A 14,293-nucleotide genomic window follows, 5' to 3' on the forward strand; every position below is an offset into this window, starting at 1 on the left:
TTCGCTCCTTTCCTAGCCTGGCTCGCCGCGCGCCACGCGCGCGGCGACCGCGGCGGCGCCGAGGAGGGCGGTCTTCTCGTTGAGAATCACGCGAACCGGGATTGCGCTCAGGAGCCGCTTGTAGCGGCCCTTGGCGGTAAAGGCCCGCATGAAGCCGCCCTCCTTGAGCTTGGGCAGCAGCTTCGGGGCGATCCCGCCACCGAGGTAGACGCCGTCGAGCGCGAGCGCCTTCAGCGCGAGGTTCCCGGCCTCGGCGCCGTAGATCGAGACGAAGAGATCCAACGCCTGGACGCAGATCTCGGCCTGTTTCTTCAGTCCGATCTCGGTGATGACCGCCGCCGGATCGCCGACCTTCAGCCGCTCGGCTACCCAGGTCGGCTCGTTCTTCTTCGTGTCCCGGAGAAACTCGTAGATCGCGTGCTGCCCGGCGCCGGAGAGCACCCGCTCGTAGCTGACGTGCAAGTAGCTCGTCCGGAGGTAGCGAAGCAGCTCGATCTCGATGTCGCTGGTCGGCGCGAAATCCGTGTGCCCGCCCTCCGAGGGCATCGGGCGGTAACGGGCGCCGTCCCAGAAAAGGATGGCTTCGCCCAGCCCCGTGCCCGCGGCGATCAGGGCCATCGCGCTCTTGGAGGCGGGCGGCGAGCCCGCGTTGAGCACGAGGGTCTCCTCGGGGCGCAGTTCGAGCAAGCCATGCGCCGTGGCCTCCAGATCGTTGAGCAGCCGCACCCGCGGGATCGTGAACCGCTTGGCCAGCTCCGCTCCGTCCACGACCCAGGGCAAGTTCGTGGTCCGGCATCGGTTCTCGATAACCGGCCCCGCGACGCCGAAGCAGGCCGCGTCAAGCACTTCGACCGCTGGCTCCGCCTCCTGCGCCTCTTCCTTTTCGGTCTCCGGAGGCTCGGCCGCCGCCGAGGTCTCGTCGGCCTCTCCCGGCTCGCCCAGTTCGTCTGGTTCCTCCCGAGCTGGTGGCTTCAGGAACTCCGCTACGATCTCTTCCAGCGAGCCGAAGTCGGCGCTGTAGAAGGTCCGCTCCCGGACCGGCTCGACCCGCTGGTCCTTCCAGTCGAAGAGCGCGAGGACGGTCTTGGTCCCGCCGATATCGCCTGCGAGGATCATCTATTCCTCACGAGAGTCCAGATGCTGTCGGATGACGGCCAGCGCGGCGGCGGCGGGCCGATCCAGCAGCCAGATCAGGCGGCCCTGCTCTGGCCGCACCAGCCCGGCTGGATACCGGCCAGCTTCCCGCTCTGGACCTTCCAGGACCGCGCGCACGACCGGCGCCTTGGCCGCCCCGCTCACCAAAAATAGCACAGTCCGCGCCTGGTTCAGAACCGGGAGCGTGAGCGTCAGCCGGTTGGGCACGCCCGACGGAGCGTTCCCGACCGTGACCCACCGCGCGCGGTCTTCGAGGGCCCCGGTGCCAGGAAAGAGCGAGGCGGTGTGGCCGTCCTCGCCGAGCCCCAGCAGCACGAGGTCGAAGCGCGGCCAAGCGCTGGCCTCGCCGAATCGCTGGCGGAGCAGCGCTTCGTATTCCGCGGCCCCCGCCTCCGGCGGCTCCGCTTCGCCGCGCATCCGGAAGACCTGGCTCGGCGCGATGCCCAGCGGGCGGAGGAGGGCCGTCTCGGCGAGCCCGAAGTTGCTGTCCGGATGGTCCGGCGGGACGCAGCGCTCGTCCCCGAAATAGAACTCGACTCGCGACCAGTCGAGCCGCCGGGCGAAGGCCGGGCTCGTCAAGGTCACATACAGGTCTCGGGGCGTGCGCCCGCCGGAAAGCGCGACCCGGAAGCGGCCGTCGGCCGCCAGCGCCTGCTCACCGACCCAGACGACCAGGTCGGCGGCCTCGCGCGCCAGCTCGGCGCTGTCGTCAAGGACCCGGATTTCCGGTGCCGCACCCATGGTATCGCACGTCGCCGAGTCCGCCGGCGCCGGGCCGCGGTCACCGCGGGGTGATCCCCCGTCTCCGGGCCGGCGGGCGCCGGATCTCCTGGGCGAGCGCGCGGATCCGCTCGGCGACCTGGCGGCCGAGGGCGATCCGCGCCACCGGCCGGCCGCGTCGCTGGAGCGACTGGAGATCGCCGTCGGCCTGCGCGCCAGCCAGCATCCGGAACGTATAAGAAGCGCCGGGGATCGGGACATCGGTACCGGACTGGTCGGTGAACTGAAGGAACAGCCCCGTCGCGGGCCCGCCCTTGTGCAACTGCCCGGTCGAATGCAGATACCGCGGGCCGTACCCGGCCGTCGTGGTAATGCGGTACACCGAGAGCACGGCCTTGCGGAGCCGCTTGATCGCCGCATCGGTCTTGTCCGACGGAGGCAGGTAGGCCAGCACGGCCAGATAGCGGCCCGGGGCCGCCTGAGCCAGCAGGTCCCGGACGCTGCAGGTTGGCCCGGTCGGTTGGGGGGAGAGTGGCCGCCCGCGCTCCGGCGACGCGGACAGGATCCGGCTCGTGTTCTCCTTGCTCTCCTGGACGTTCGGCTGATCGAAGGGATGGATGCCGAGGAAATGGCCCGCCACGGCGGTGGCGAATTCCCACAGGAAGAACTGGGCCGCCAGATCGTACCGGTCCCGCAGCCCGAGCTGGACGACCGGATGCCCCGCCTTGGCGATCGCCTTCACCTGCCGGTCCAGCACAGCATTCGCGTCGCCGGCCACCCGGAGGTAGACGAAGAGGCGGTCGTCCCCGTAGAGGTGCGGGCTGACGAGCGGCTCGTCGGCGACCGGGACCAGTCCGGTCCCGTCCTTGCCCGTGCTCTCGGCGAGCAACTGCTCCGCCCATAGCCCGAAGGCCTTGACCTTCGGGGACGCGACGAGCGTGACCTTGTCGCGGCCTCCGGCGCCCAGGAGCCCGAGGATCGCGCCGAGCCGGGCGCCGGGATTCTCGGACGGGGGGACCGAGGGCCCGCAGGCCCGCGCCATCTCCAGGGCCCGCGCGAGCATCTGGTCCAAGTCAAGGCCCAGCAGCACGGCCGGGACCAGCCCGAAATAGGACAGCACGGAGTAGCGGCCGCCGATATCGGGGGGGTTGGTAAAGGTCGTGCGGAAGCCCCGCTCTTGCGCCAGCGCCGTGAGGCTCGTGCCGGGATCGGTAATGGCGATGAACTGGGCGCCGCCTGTGTTCCCGCGGGCGCGGTGGACGAGCTGCCAGAAATGGGCGAAGAGGGCGTTGACCTCGATCGTCCCGCCGGACTTGCTGGCCAGGATGAACAGGGTCTTGGCCGGCCGGATGGCTTTGGTGACCTGGCGGACCGCACCGGGAACCGTCGAGTCCAGCACGGTCAGCCGAGGACACCCGCGGGCCGAGCCGAACGTCCGGCGCAGGACCTCGGGGCCGAGGCTGCTCCCGCCCATGCCGAGCAGGACCACGTCGCGGAAGCCCGCCTCGCGGATGCCCTTGGCGAAGGCCCGGAGGGGGCCGACGCGCGCCTGCATCTGCTCGGGGACCGTGAGCCAGCCAAGCCGGTTCGCGATCTCGGTCGGGTCGGGCCTCCAGAGTGTATGGTCCTTGGCCCACAGGCGCGCGACCAGGCGGGTCCGGGCCATCTCGCCCATCGCTGCACTGAGGCGCCCCTCGAACGCCCCGACGCTCGCCTCCAACAGCCTTGCCGACATAGTGGCCTCCGGTCCGGACGGTCAAACGAGGCCCGTATCTTAGGCCGCCGGGGCTGAAAACGCAAACGGCTTTCTCCGCCGTTCCGTTCCGAGCCAGTCGCAGGGGAGCGGGGGCTCAAGGCAGGCCCCGGGCCGCCTCGCGGGCGTCCATCGAGGGGGGTATTGCGTACGCCAATCGGCGTATTTTCGAGAAGGTTGCGTCCGGGTAGGCTGTCGTCCTAGCAACCCGGGTCACCCGGTGTCCGGGCGCCTGGTCCGCGCCATCCGGCTGCTCGCTTTGAGGGTCGCGGTCGTCCTGCTCCTGCTGCTTGGGGCCGTGTTCATCACGACCTACGGAGCGGGACTGCTCGACCGGTTCATCGCCCTCAGCCGGAGGACGCTACGAGACGACGACGAGGGCGGCAGGCCCGCCTGCCCGCGAGCCAATTGCCAGTTCCCCTTGAAGCCGCCCAGGCCGGTGGGGAAGGCCGCGCGTCGTGAAACAGCAGGGAGAGTCGGGGGGCGTCGGACGGTATGGGGATTGAGGACTTCAGGTTGGCGTGGCGATGGACCCAGCCCGGGCACGCCGAGCTCCCCGCCGGAGGTCCTCCAGACCCTGTCGCCCCTTTCACCTGACAGCGCCCGCGCCCTCTTCAGATCGGCTTCCCGCATGCTCTCACGAATTCCCGAGGCCTCTCCTTGCGCGTCCGCGAGGGCCGACGAGGTTCGGGCTTGGCTCCGGCGGTTGCCGGTCTTCGATGAGGAGCGGGTCGTCGTGCTCTGGGACGACACGACGGGGCTGTCCGTACCGTGGTCTGTCTTCGTCGCGTACTGAGACCGCTTCTGCGACCCGTCCAGCGATGATGCCCTGATCATGCTCGGGTGAACAAGGGGAGCCGGATGGAAACAGACCGGCTGGTCGGCGCGTGGGCCGCATGCACGGGTCGTTCGCGAACGAGCGCGCGGCCTACTTCGATGCCTTGCTGTCCCCCTCCCCAGCGTCGCCTCGGGTCTGTCCCGCGCTGGAGGAGCAGGTTTGGGACGGCCAGGTGCCCCGGCGGGTCTTGTCGCTCGGGGTAGCCCGGCGCCCCGCCGAGGAGAAAGCCGGACACCCCGTTTACGGGATGGCGCAGAAGGCGCTCTGCCCGGAGCGGGGCCAAGGGGGCGTCTTACCGTGCTGGCGACTCTGTGTGACCGTCCGATGGCCGTGTCAACCGTTTGCGGGGCGCGGGGCGACGTGAATTGAAGGCTGAGAGGCGGCAATGAGCAAGGGGCGACCGTCCGGCACGGCGGGCACCGGTGCAGCCGAATTGGCCGAGTTGGCCAAAGCGCTGGCTCGGGGGATGGCACGCCACGAGGCGGCCGAACGGAAGCGACGAACCAAGATCAAGCCGCCTGCGTTTGACAGGAGGCTTTGGTTCACGATAGGTGTGGATTGCCGCCGGAAGCACTTTCTGCTGAATGAGAACCCCCACAGCTCCGCAGGGCGGATGCGCGCCTGGTGCCTGGCCCAAGGCGTGAAATTCTACGTGTCGAAGGGGGCGATGGAGCGGGTCTCGCCGCAAGCCAGGTACTGGATCCAGGGATTCCTGTGCGGCAATGAGCCGGAGCCCCCGAGGGGGAAGGACGGGGATTGGCTGCCCTTTGACGACCCGAGGCATCAACGGTGGCTGGCGTCGGCTAGCCTCTTTGCCGAGACCGGGTTTTGGCACTGGAAGCGCTGGAGGTGCAACCGCTGTCGAAAACAGCTCCTCTATGCCTGGCCGGAACCGACCTGTCAGGCCTGCTCGAGGAGACGCCGCTGCACTCCGGCTGGGGGAACACGTTGATGCGACTCGCGTGGGTCACCGACATCCACCTGAATTTCTTGAAGCCGCACGAGCACCGGCGGTTTCTCGATGCTCTGGCCGCGACGGACGCCGCCGCCCTCCTGGTGGGGGGCGACATCGGAGAGGCCGATTCGGTCGGGACGTATCTCGCGGAGATGGCCGTCGTCTTCCAGCGCCCCGTCTACTTCGTCCTGGGCAATCACGATTTCTATGGCGGTTCGATCGCCGCCGTACGCCGGGCGATGACGGAGCTGTGCCGACGTGAGCCGTGGCTGCAGTATCTCCCCGAGTCCGGCGTCGTGGAGTTGACGCCGACCACGGGCCTCGTCGGGCACGACGGCTGGGGCGACGGCCGGAACGGCAACTACGCAACCACCCCGGTGGCGCTGAACGACCACCGGCTCATCGCGGAGCTCACGGCGGTGAGCAGACCTGTCCTCCTGGAGCGCCTGCGCCGCTTAGGGGACGAAGCCGCCGCCTGCTTGCGGCCGGTCCTGGCGGACGCCTTGCGGCGCTATCCGCGCCTGTTCGTGTTGACCCATGTCCCGCCGTTTCCGGAGGCCTGCTGGTACCAGGGACAGGCCGGCGATGCGGATTGGACGCCGTTCTTCTCCTGCAAAGCGGTGGGGGATCTGTTGCTGGATCTTCTACGGACCCATCCTGATCGCCACGTGACCGTGCTGTGCGGCCATGCCCACGGCGCCGGCGCCGTCCAGATGCTCCCCAATCTGCTCGTGCTGACCGGCGAGGCCGAATACGGAGTGCCGCAGATTCAGCGGGTCTTCGAGGTGGGGTGAGCGGCGCCATGGCAGCCGTTCCGGCGGCTGGCCACCGGCCCGCTGAATTCAGGCACCGGCCTCTCGCTGCAGGATCGTGTCCAGGGCCTGCTGTAGCTCGACCAGCTCTTGCGATGGCAGGGCACTCGTCGTCCTGGCGAGCACCGCCACTGTCCGGCGCAAGGCTCCTTCATAGCGGGTTCCTTTCAGGCAGCCGACGGCCTGACAGAGGTCCACCGATGGGTGTCCGAGTCCCTCTTTTCTGGTGGTTTCTAAGGCGGCTCTGAGGCTCTCCGTAATCTGACCCAAGAGGTACATCGTCTGCGTCCGCAGGTGGTCGATCCGCGACGCGGATGCTGCCCCTGTCCAGAGGCCGCCGTCGTCGAGCAAGGAGGCTTCTAGGCGGTCCATCGCCGCCCCCCACGTATGGATCTCTTCACGGACCTTGCGGAGGGCCCGCAGGAGACTCCCCTTCCCGATCGCTCGGTTCACGCTGGCGACCAGCAGCTCCGGGTCCACCGGCTTGACCAGATAGTCCACCACCGACAGGCGCACCGCCTCGATGGCGGTCATGACAGACGGATAGCCGGTGATCACGATGACGGGCACCCGCACCGCACCTCTCTGGCAATCCTGAAGATAAGCCAGCGTGGTGCTGTCCGGCATGTTGATGTCGGTGATGAGGAGGTCGTAGGCATGGGCAGTCAGGGCCCTGGCCGCCTCGGCGGCGGTGCCGACGCCGTCGCACAGGTAGCCTTCCCGCCTGAGACATTCGGAGAGCAACTCCCGGACGGGTTCGTTGTCGTCGGCAATCAGAATCCGACCCCACTTGCCGAGTGGAACGACTGACCTATCAGGTACCGGTCCCTCTGAGTGCCCATCCTGCATGACGTGTTCCGGCCATCCTCCTCGCCGCCAGAGGCTCTATCGGTCGGCGGGCAAGCAAACCTAAGAGGGCTGTGGAAGCGGCTTCGGATTGGCGCCGTCACTCCAGCGGGGACGCACCAGCCGACGCGTGGCACGGCTCTGACTGGGGAGGCCGGATGGCCGGTCACCGCGGGCTCGGACGGCGTACCAGGGCGGCCATGCCGTCGGTGACAGTCCAGGCGAGCGACTGCCCGACCTCCTGCGGGAGGATGAGATGGAGGTGCGGGTTGCTGGAGGAGAGGCGACCCCACCAGTGGGCGAGGAAGCCCCGGGCCCACAACCACAGTCCTTCCTGCGGTGGCGGGCTGATCGTCAGCGTCAGCGCGGGCTCAAACACCAGCTCGTAGGCGGCCGGCATGTCGGCCAGCTCGATGGGATCCAGTTCGGCGTCGGGGCTCCCTGCTGCCCGGGGCCGGACCACTGGGGGACGGGCACGCAGGCGAAACGTCCCCGTGAGCGCGTCGGTGCCGGTTCCGGACCAGGATTGGATCGGCAGCCGGTACAGCTCCAGCCCGCGCCCCTTGATCAGAATGGCGCGTTCGGCCAGATCCACGATCAGGTAAATCTGCGGGCGGGCGGCGAGCTGGAGTTCCTGCTCCAGGAGCCGGGTGTCCTCCTGCAGCATCCGGTCGTCGGAGCGCTCGGGTGCAGGGACGGCGGCTGCGGCGTCCGCCGCCAGGGGCGCGAGCGCGCAGGCAAGCAGGCCGATCCGGCAGAGACGGACAAGGCGCGGAGGCAACGGCCAGGGGACCTGCGAGGCATCGGCGACTAGCATAATCGGGCCGCGGACGCGGGCTCGGGCGAGGGAGCCTAGAAGATCAGCACGGGGGTTCCGACTTTGGCGAGCCGGTACACCGCGCGAAGGTCCTCGTCGTTCAGGCGAATGCAGCCGTGGGTCACGTTCTTGCCGAGCAGTCGGGGATAGAGGGTGCCGTGGATGAAGTACCCCTTGCCGAAGCCGAGCGCGTAGTCCCCGAGAATCCCGGCCTCCAGCCGCTCGTCCTGGCTCTTGGGCACCGACAAGCCTTCCTCGAGAAAGGCCCAGTCGGGCTTGACCCAGACCGGATTGGTCAGCTTGGACTGGATGACGAACACGCCGCGCGGCGTGTCGAACACCCACTTCGCGCCCGGCCGCTCCGGGTTTTCGAGGATGGTACCGCTGCCGGTCGAGGCGACGGCGGTCAACAGGGTCTCCTCGCCGCGCCTGACGTACAGCCGGTTGCGAGCGGTGTCCACCACGATGTAAATGCCGCTCGGCGCCTGCTGCGCAAGCTGCCGCTGGAGCGTCGCCTGGCGGGCGCGCAGCGCGGACGGATCGGACTGACGGTCGGCTTGCGGCGGCACCGGCGCGGGTGCGCGCGGGGCGCCGCTTTGCGAGGCGGGCGCCGCAAGGAGCCCGCTCAGGGCCAGGAGAGCCCACAGACTGACGAGCTTCAGGACGCGATGCGCTGGCAGAGTCGCCATGGGGGGTTCTCCGGTCACGCTCACACCCTTCGAGACGCCGCCGGTTGCGCGCGGCTCGGCTGGGTCCGGCCCCGCTCCAGGTCCGCGAGCGCGAGCGCCACGGCGTTGCTGCGGTCCATGGCTCCGACAATGGTGACCGGCGTGCCGGTCGCGACCGCCGCGAAGACCGCGTCCATGTGCTGGTCCTCCAGCATGACGCAACCGATCGTCTGACTCATCAGCAGATCGCCGGTGCCGTGGATCTCGATCTCGCCACCGATGGAGGCATGCCGCGGAATGCGGCCGGCGGTACGCGCGACCCGGAAGCGGCGGAGATCGTCGGCGTTGGGATAATCCAGGAGCAACGCCCGGTAGAACAGGGTCTCGCCGCGGTCGCGCTTGCGGACGACTCGGTAGAAGCCCTCGGGCGTCGCCCCGTCACCCTGGTACCGCTTCTCCAGGACGCCGTTGTAGCCGAGCTGGACCGGATAGGAGGCGACGGCGCGTCCGTTCCGGTAGAGCGTCAGCCGCCGGTCGGCTTTGCTGACCACGATGGCAGGCGCGCGGTGCGCGCGCGACCATTCGACGGTCTTGCGGATCATCCGCCGCCAGGCAGCGATGTGCCGCTCGTCGGCGTAGTGACCGAGCTTGTCGGCCAGCAGCTCGGTCTGTGCGTCCAGCAGGCCGGCGGCTTTCTGGCTGGCCTGCAGCGATCGCGAGAACTGCTCCTGTTCCAGGTATGTGCGTGCCTGTTTCGCGAGCAGGTCGGTCTCGACGGGGCGCTGGCCAAGCACGAGCCGGCTCCCCATGACGGCGATGCTTTCGTGGAACACCGCGAGCCGGCGCTCCAGGGTGGCGAGCGCCTGGGCCGCCGCGGCGCGCTCGGCTTCCTTGCGTTGGGCTGCCACCGACGCGGCCCGGACGCCTTGCTCGTGAACCCGGTGCAGCTCGGCGACCAGGGGGTTGGGCTCCCACGGCCACCGGATGACGTCTTCCTCGGCCTGGAGCCGCCCCTTGACCGCCACCCATTGCTCGACGAACCGGGCGTACTCTTCCGGTGCGAACTCCGCGCCCTGGACCGCCACGAGCTGGCGGTCCAGGGCCTCGACGGCTTGCAGGAGTTCCGGGGGAGGCTGCTGGACGCAGGCGGTGAGGCTCCCGCCCAGCAGGAGAGCCGCTAGGCCCGCGCGCAGCCGGGTTCGCAGAGACGCGGTCATGGGCCCGTTACTTCTTTTTGCCCTTGGCGGCCTTGACCTTAGCGAGCGCGTTCTCGATTTCGGTGGCCACTGCCTGGCTCTTCTCCTGGATAGCCTTCGCCTTGGCCTGCGCCGCCGGATAATCGCCTTTGTCAATGGCAGTTTGCACTTCGGCGAGCGACGCCGTCAATCCCTCGGCGTCCGCCTTGATCGCCTCCAGCGCGGCGCGGTCCTTGCCGACCGGGGCCTTCGCGACGAGGTCCTGGGTCTTCGCGACCGAGTCCTTCGCCGCCTGCTGGGCCTGGAGGGCGGCCTGCTTCGCCTCTTCCTTCTTTTTCCCCGTTTCGGTGGTCACCCGCGCCGCATCGGTCTGGACCGACGCGAGCATCTGCTCCGCCTTGCCGTAGTCGCGGAACAGGGCGAACTTGGCGTCCTGGTCCGCGATCTCCTTCTTGGCGTTGGCCAACATACCTTCGAGCTTGGCGAAGTCCTCCGCCATGTAGGTCTGCGCGCCGGCCGAGCGGGCCTCCTCGACGGCCTTCTCGGCGGCGGTCACCTTCTCCGTGGGAGCTTTGGCGCATGCGCCCAGGACGAGCAGCAGGGGCGCCAACGCGATCAATACCAGTCGTTTCATTACAGGTCTCCTCCTCACGCTGATTGTCGTTAGGGTTCAGTCTGGAATTTGCGGACGGGCGTCCGGGCGTGTCAAACGGCCAACGAACCGGCGGCCCCTTCGGGCCAGCGCGCGCTCGCCCGAAGGGAGCCGGGGTTCTTCAGGCGACGCCGTATTACTTCTTCTCGGCTTTCTTCTTGTCCTTCTTTTCGGCCTTAGGCGCGTCCTTCTTCGCGTCCTTCGCCTCAGTCTGCGCCGCGGGCGCCGCAGGCGGCGCCGCCGGGGCCGCGGCCTTCTCGCCGGCCAGCACGACGGTCGCCGTCGCGAAGCTCAGGCCGACAGCCAACGCCATCACGGAAAGCATACTCTTGGTCATGTCGCGTCACCTCCTTTCAACCCTGACTTACCGCCAGCAAGCGGCTGGGGCAAGAGTGAGCAAGCCCTGTGCCATCTGGAGTCGGGACGGCGATATGATGAACCGCTGGGAATTCAGCGGGTTCAAGCTGGAGAGGCTCGACACCCTGTGGCAGTCTAGTCGGGTGGCCTGCAAAACCGCCCCGCGTCCTGCCTCTCGGTGCAGGGCCCAACGGGCTGGGATTTTTTGGTTGCGCCGCGCCGTTGGCTTTGAGTACAATCCGCTCCGTTTGCCCGGCCCCGGTTTACGCCGGGCGTTACGAAGGAGGCCCCCCATGAGAAGAGTCTTGAGTCTGTTCACGGCGATGCTTCCGATCCTGTCCACGGCGGTGGTGGCGCTGGCCAATGAACCCAAAGGCGGCCCCCCGGACTATTCCGGCATCACGTACATGTATTACGTCCTGATCGCTGGGATCTTGGGCTACGGCGTGTACGACACGTTCTTCAAGAAGTCCTGACGGGCTTCATGGAAGATCCGGTGCGGCGAGGGCCGCGCGCGGGGCTTACTTCGGCAAGGTCGCGCGCGGCCCTTTCTTTATCCCTTCCCAGAGGCTGAGGCGAAGCCTTCCCTGAGGCCCCCTTCTTGAGCAGGGGCTCCAGCACTGGCCAGAGCTTGTCCACGATGATGCGATAACCCTGCGCGGTCGGGTGGATCCCGTCCGGCTGGTTGAGCGCTCGTTGAGCCGCGACCCCCTCGAGAAAGAAGGGCATGAAGGGCAGGTGGTAGCGTCGAGCCAGGTCCGGATAGATCGCTTCGAACTCCCTGCGATAGTCGGCGCCGTAGTTGGACGGCAGTTTCATGCCCGCAAGGAGCACCGTCACGCCGGCCGATTGAAGGCGGGTGACGATCGCCTCCAGGTTCGCCCGCGTCTCCCGGGGATCGAGCCCCCGCAGGCCGTCGTTCGCCCCCAATTCGAGGATGACGATGGCGGGCCGACTCTTGAGCACCCAATCCACGCGGCGACGTCCGCCGGCGGTGGTCTCGCCGCTCACGCCCGCGTTGATGACGCGGTACCGGTAGCCGGACTCCTTCAGCCGGCGCTGCAGCACGGCCGGATAGGCCTCCTCCGGGGCGACGCCCAGTCCAGCCGTGAGGCTGTTGCCGAAGGCCACGATCCTGGGCCGGTCCCCCTGAGGCTGAGCGGCAGCCTCCGATTCAATCGTCGAAGCTCGCGGCGGGCCGGGGACCGTCGCGGGGGAGGTCGCCGGGTCTTCCTGGGGGGCCCGATCGCAGCCGGACAGGCAGAGAGCAGCCAGGATCGAGCCGGCAAGCCCGGCAGCCTGCATCCAGGTCCGGGACCAGTCGCGGAGGCTCAGGCGAGGGGACACGCGAACTGACCAGAGACCGCCGAACATGGAGCTATCATACCGAGCTCCGCCGAAAGATGCAGCCGTCACCGCGGCCTCGGACCAGCTCGCCCCGAAGCTAGAACGTCACAAGGCGCGCCCCGCTGACGTCGCACGCCTTCCGGTGCAACGGCGCGGGGAGTGGCTCCCTCTCCCGACGACTCCACCGCAGTCGCCCGGCGGCTTGGGCTTCGGAGGCGAGGCTCCATGGCCGCGGGGGACCTGGCCGCGGAAAGTGTGGTAGCATACGGGGACTCTGTGATGTGACGGCGTCTGGCTGGGCTCCGAGGGAGGCGACATGGGCGACCATCGGCAAGCTGAGCAACAGGACAACGGTCAGTCTTCGGGGCCGGGGCCCCGCGCGGCAAACCAGCCGGATCCGCTGGTCGTGCTGGACGAGTGTCTGGCCTCCCTGCCTGACGGGGATCCCCGCCAACGTATCCTCTACAAGCTCCGCCATCTCCTGACCCAGGACGCCGTGGCTCGCCAGCAGCGGGAGGTGGAATTTAAAAAGCTTCAGACGGTCGTCGAGAAGCTCACGGCGCCAGCCAACCGGGTCGGCCTGCTGCTGGACGTGTCGGCGGAGGGGCTGGCCCGCATTCTCGTCGGCGGAGGCGAGTATTACGCGAACGTGGATCCTCGGGTGCCCCCGGCTGAACTCAAAATCGGCGCTCAGGTCCTGGTCAACGAAGCCTATGCGGTGATCAAGGTCCTCGGGTACGATCGGAACGGACCTGTGTTGAAGGTGGCGGAATCCCTCCCGGACGGCCGGATCCGCTTCGAGCAGGAGCCCGGCCGTCAAGCCCTGATCCTCGACCGCTCAAGCGATCTCGCCGGCGTCGAGCTCAAGCCGGGCGACGAAGTCCGGATTGACCCCGGTCATCGGATCGCGCTCGAGCGCCTGGCGGACCGCAAGGCCAAGACCCATCTCCTCGATGAGGTGCCGACCGTCTCCTGGGAGCAGATCGGCGGACAGGAGAAGGCGATCGCGGCGATCCGGCGCGCGATCGAATACCCCCTGCTCCACGCCCGGACCTTCGAGCGGTACCGCTTCACGCAGCCCAAGGGCTTCCTCCTCTACGGCCCGCCCGGCTGCGGCAAGACGCTGATCGGGCAGGCGGCGGCCGCCAGCCTCGCCAAGCTGGTCCGGGAGGCGGACGCCGAGCAGGGAGCGGCCTCCGCGGAGCGGCCGCCGGTGACGAGCGGGGTCTTTCTCCACGTGAAGGGGCCCGAGATCCTGAACATGTGGCTGGGCGAATCCGAGCGGATGGTGCGCGAGCTGTTCGCGCAGGCCCGGGAGCGGCGGAAGGCCGGCATACTGCCGTTCATCTTCATTGACGAGGCGGAGTCCATTCTGGGCACGCGGCGCGCGATGCGCTCGTTCAACATCACGAACACGCTGGTCCCGATGTTCTGCGCGGAAATGGACGGGATCGAATCTCTGCGCGACGTCGTGATCATCCTGGCCTCCAACCGTCCCGACCTGATTGATCCCGCCGTGCTCCGTCCCGGCCGGATTGACCGGAAGATCAAGGTGACGCGCCCGGGCCGGGCGGAGGCCGCCGAGATCCTGCGCATCTATCTGAAGCCGGATCTTCCCCTGGAGCCGGCTCTCCTGGATCGCCACGGGGGCGATCGCGCCGCGGCCTGCGAGGCCCTGATCGCCGCGGTGGTCGAGCGAATCTTCGGGCGGTCGGATGCCAGCCGGCTCCTGGCCATCCGGTTGCGAAACGGCCAGCACAGGGTGCTGCATCGGGGCGACCTGGTCAGCGGCGCTATCCTGGCCTCGATCGTCCAGCGCGCCAAGGAGCGAGCCATCGAGCGGGCGCTGCGCCCGCCGCACGGCCAGGACTCGGCGGCGGCCGCTGCCGGCGCCGCGGGCGATGGCGGGCTCACGCTGGAGGACCTCCTGGTCTCGGTGGACGCCGAATATCGGGAAGGCGAGGTGCTCCCACCGGATGATGCGGCGGAGGAATGGCTCAAGCTCCTGGACCACCACCCGGACCAGGTCATCGGGATCTCCTCGTACCGGAAGGGCCAGGCCGCCGAGGAACGGCTGGTCGGGCAGATCATCTGAAACTGGCGAGAGGCATGAGGCAAGGGGCGAGAGGCAACGGGCCGGACCCTTAGCCGCTGGCCCCGTGCCTCGCGCCGAAGAC

Annotated in this window: 15 protein-coding genes; 5 read left to right on the forward strand and 10 right to left on the reverse strand. The window is 68.6% G+C overall.

What is annotated here, in order from left to right; genetic code table 11:
* Nucleotides 1-12: 12 nt before the first annotated feature.
* The 3 genes from glk to ACWHYQ_RS09560 are packed head-to-tail and all read right to left on the reverse strand — an operon-like array spanning nucleotide 13 to nucleotide 3,610.
* Entirely contained in the window at nucleotides 13-1,116 is a 1,104-nt protein-coding gene (gene glk / locus ACWHYQ_RS09550; RefSeq protein WP_447975454.1) for a glucokinase, read from the reverse strand.
* Nucleotides 1,117-1,896, reverse strand: a complete 780-nt coding sequence (gene pgl, locus ACWHYQ_RS09555) for a 6-phosphogluconolactonase (protein WP_447975455.1) — start codon at nucleotides 1,894-1,896, stop codon at nucleotides 1,117-1,119.
* Between the two features lie 40 nt (nucleotides 1,897-1,936).
* Nucleotides 1,937-3,610, reverse strand: coding sequence for a glucose-6-phosphate isomerase (locus tag ACWHYQ_RS09560; protein ID WP_447975456.1), 1,674 nt, complete (start codon nucleotides 3,608-3,610; stop codon nucleotides 1,937-1,939).
* 649 nt (nucleotides 3,611-4,259) lie between these two features.
* On the opposite strand from ACWHYQ_RS09560, the gene ACWHYQ_RS09565 reads away from it, so the two are divergent.
* The 3 genes from ACWHYQ_RS09565 to ACWHYQ_RS09575 all read left to right on the forward strand — a co-directional run bounded on the left by ACWHYQ_RS09565 (nucleotide 4,260) and on the right by ACWHYQ_RS09575 (nucleotide 6,215).
* Complete coding sequence (locus ACWHYQ_RS09565) at nucleotides 4,260-4,424, forward strand: hypothetical protein (protein ID WP_447975457.1); 165 nt, start codon at nucleotides 4,260-4,262, stop codon at nucleotides 4,422-4,424.
* Between the two features lie 100 nt (nucleotides 4,425-4,524).
* A complete protein-coding gene (locus tag ACWHYQ_RS09570; RefSeq protein ID WP_447975458.1) occupies nucleotides 4,525-4,830 on the forward strand; it encodes a hypothetical protein in 306 nt (101 codons plus the stop codon).
* Nucleotides 4,831-5,417: 587 nt separating this feature from the next.
* Nucleotides 5,418-6,215, forward strand: a complete 798-nt coding sequence (locus tag ACWHYQ_RS09575; RefSeq protein ID WP_447975459.1) for a metallophosphoesterase — start codon at nucleotides 5,418-5,420, stop codon at nucleotides 6,213-6,215.
* 48 nt (nucleotides 6,216-6,263) lie between these two features.
* Here the strand turns inward: ACWHYQ_RS09575 and ACWHYQ_RS09580 are convergent, their stop codons facing one another.
* The 6 genes from ACWHYQ_RS09580 to ACWHYQ_RS09605 all read right to left on the reverse strand — a co-directional run bounded on the left by ACWHYQ_RS09580 (nucleotide 6,264) and on the right by ACWHYQ_RS09605 (nucleotide 10,749).
* The gene (locus tag ACWHYQ_RS09580; protein ID WP_447975460.1) at nucleotides 6,264-7,082 is read right to left on the reverse strand and encodes a response regulator; all 819 of its coding nucleotides are present in this window, start codon (nucleotides 7,080-7,082) and stop codon (nucleotides 6,264-6,266) included.
* Between the two features lie 163 nt (nucleotides 7,083-7,245).
* On the reverse strand, nucleotides 7,246-7,896 hold the full coding sequence (locus ACWHYQ_RS09585) for a hypothetical protein (RefSeq protein ID WP_447975461.1): 651 nt from the start codon (nucleotides 7,894-7,896) through the stop codon (nucleotides 7,246-7,248).
* Between the two features lie 35 nt (nucleotides 7,897-7,931).
* Nucleotides 7,932-8,585 (reverse strand): L,D-transpeptidase, encoded by a 654-nt coding sequence (locus ACWHYQ_RS09590; RefSeq protein ID WP_447975462.1) that lies wholly within the window; start codon nucleotides 8,583-8,585, stop codon nucleotides 7,932-7,934.
* 20 nt (nucleotides 8,586-8,605) lie between these two features.
* Nucleotides 8,606-9,781, reverse strand: a complete 1,176-nt coding sequence (locus ACWHYQ_RS09595; protein WP_447975463.1) for a L,D-transpeptidase family protein — start codon at nucleotides 9,779-9,781, stop codon at nucleotides 8,606-8,608.
* Nucleotides 9,782-9,788: 7 nt separating this feature from the next.
* The gene (locus tag ACWHYQ_RS09600; protein ID WP_447975464.1) at nucleotides 9,789-10,394 is read right to left on the reverse strand and encodes a hypothetical protein; all 606 of its coding nucleotides are present in this window, start codon (nucleotides 10,392-10,394) and stop codon (nucleotides 9,789-9,791) included.
* Between the two features lie 154 nt (nucleotides 10,395-10,548).
* The gene (locus ACWHYQ_RS09605; RefSeq protein WP_447975465.1) at nucleotides 10,549-10,749 is read right to left on the reverse strand and encodes a hypothetical protein; all 201 of its coding nucleotides are present in this window, start codon (nucleotides 10,747-10,749) and stop codon (nucleotides 10,549-10,551) included.
* 313 nt (nucleotides 10,750-11,062) lie between these two features.
* Here ACWHYQ_RS09605 and ACWHYQ_RS09610 point away from each other — a divergent pair, with 313 nt between their 5' ends.
* Nucleotides 11,063-11,245, forward strand: coding sequence for a hypothetical protein (locus ACWHYQ_RS09610; RefSeq protein ID WP_447975466.1), 183 nt, complete (start codon nucleotides 11,063-11,065; stop codon nucleotides 11,243-11,245).
* On the opposite strand, the gene ACWHYQ_RS09615 is transcribed toward ACWHYQ_RS09610, so the two are convergent.
* The gene (locus ACWHYQ_RS09615) at nucleotides 11,232-12,143 is read right to left on the reverse strand and encodes an arylesterase (RefSeq protein WP_447975467.1); all 912 of its coding nucleotides are present in this window, start codon (nucleotides 12,141-12,143) and stop codon (nucleotides 11,232-11,234) included. The genes ACWHYQ_RS09610 and ACWHYQ_RS09615 overlap by 14 nt on opposite strands.
* A gap of 289 nt (nucleotides 12,144-12,432) precedes the next feature.
* Between ACWHYQ_RS09615 and ACWHYQ_RS09620 the strand changes: the two genes are divergently transcribed.
* Nucleotides 12,433-14,211: an AAA family ATPase gene (locus ACWHYQ_RS09620; RefSeq protein WP_447975468.1), complete on the forward strand. Its 1,779-nt coding sequence runs from the start codon at nucleotides 12,433-12,435 to the stop codon at nucleotides 14,209-14,211.
* The last annotated feature ends 82 nt before the right edge of the window (nucleotides 14,212-14,293 follow it).

This window comes from Nitrospira sp. Kam-Ns4a, assembly GCF_965152595.1.

Excerpts from the sequence above, each read along its gene's own strand:
- ACWHYQ_RS09585 (WP_447975461.1), bottom strand. The coding sequence starts at position 7,896 with ATGCTAGTCGCCGATGCCTCGCAGGTCCCCTGGCCGTTGCCTCCGCGC.
- ACWHYQ_RS09565 (WP_447975457.1), top strand. The coding sequence starts at position 4,260 with ATGCTCTCACGAATTCCCGAGGCCTCTCCTTGCGCGTCCGCGAGGGCC.
- ACWHYQ_RS09615 (WP_447975467.1), bottom strand. The coding sequence starts at position 12,143 with ATGTTCGGCGGTCTCTGGTCAGTTCGCGTGTCCCCTCGCCTGAGCCTC.
- ACWHYQ_RS09605 (WP_447975465.1), bottom strand. The coding sequence starts at position 10,749 with ATGACCAAGAGTATGCTTTCCGTGATGGCGTTGGCTGTCGGCCTGAGC.
- ACWHYQ_RS09620 (WP_447975468.1), top strand. The coding sequence starts at position 12,433 with ATGGGCGACCATCGGCAAGCTGAGCAACAGGACAACGGTCAGTCTTCG.
- ACWHYQ_RS09595 (WP_447975463.1), bottom strand. The coding sequence starts at position 9,781 with ATGACCGCGTCTCTGCGAACCCGGCTGCGCGCGGGCCTAGCGGCTCTC.
- glk (WP_447975454.1), bottom strand. The coding sequence starts at position 1,116 with ATGATCCTCGCAGGCGATATCGGCGGGACCAAGACCGTCCTCGCGCTC.
- ACWHYQ_RS09580 (WP_447975460.1), bottom strand. The coding sequence starts at position 7,082 with ATGCAGGATGGGCACTCAGAGGGACCGGTACCTGATAGGTCAGTCGTT.
- ACWHYQ_RS09600 (WP_447975464.1), bottom strand. The coding sequence starts at position 10,394 with ATGAAACGACTGGTATTGATCGCGTTGGCGCCCCTGCTGCTCGTCCTG.
- ACWHYQ_RS09590 (WP_447975462.1), bottom strand. The coding sequence starts at position 8,585 with ATGGCGACTCTGCCAGCGCATCGCGTCCTGAAGCTCGTCAGTCTGTGG.
- ACWHYQ_RS09570 (WP_447975458.1), top strand. The coding sequence starts at position 4,525 with ATGCACGGGTCGTTCGCGAACGAGCGCGCGGCCTACTTCGATGCCTTG.
- pgl (WP_447975455.1), bottom strand. The coding sequence starts at position 1,896 with ATGGGTGCGGCACCGGAAATCCGGGTCCTTGACGACAGCGCCGAGCTG.
- ACWHYQ_RS09560 (WP_447975456.1), bottom strand. The coding sequence starts at position 3,610 with ATGTCGGCAAGGCTGTTGGAGGCGAGCGTCGGGGCGTTCGAGGGGCGC.
- ACWHYQ_RS09575 (WP_447975459.1), top strand. The coding sequence starts at position 5,418 with ATGCGACTCGCGTGGGTCACCGACATCCACCTGAATTTCTTGAAGCCG.
- ACWHYQ_RS09610 (WP_447975466.1), top strand. The coding sequence starts at position 11,063 with ATGAGAAGAGTCTTGAGTCTGTTCACGGCGATGCTTCCGATCCTGTCC.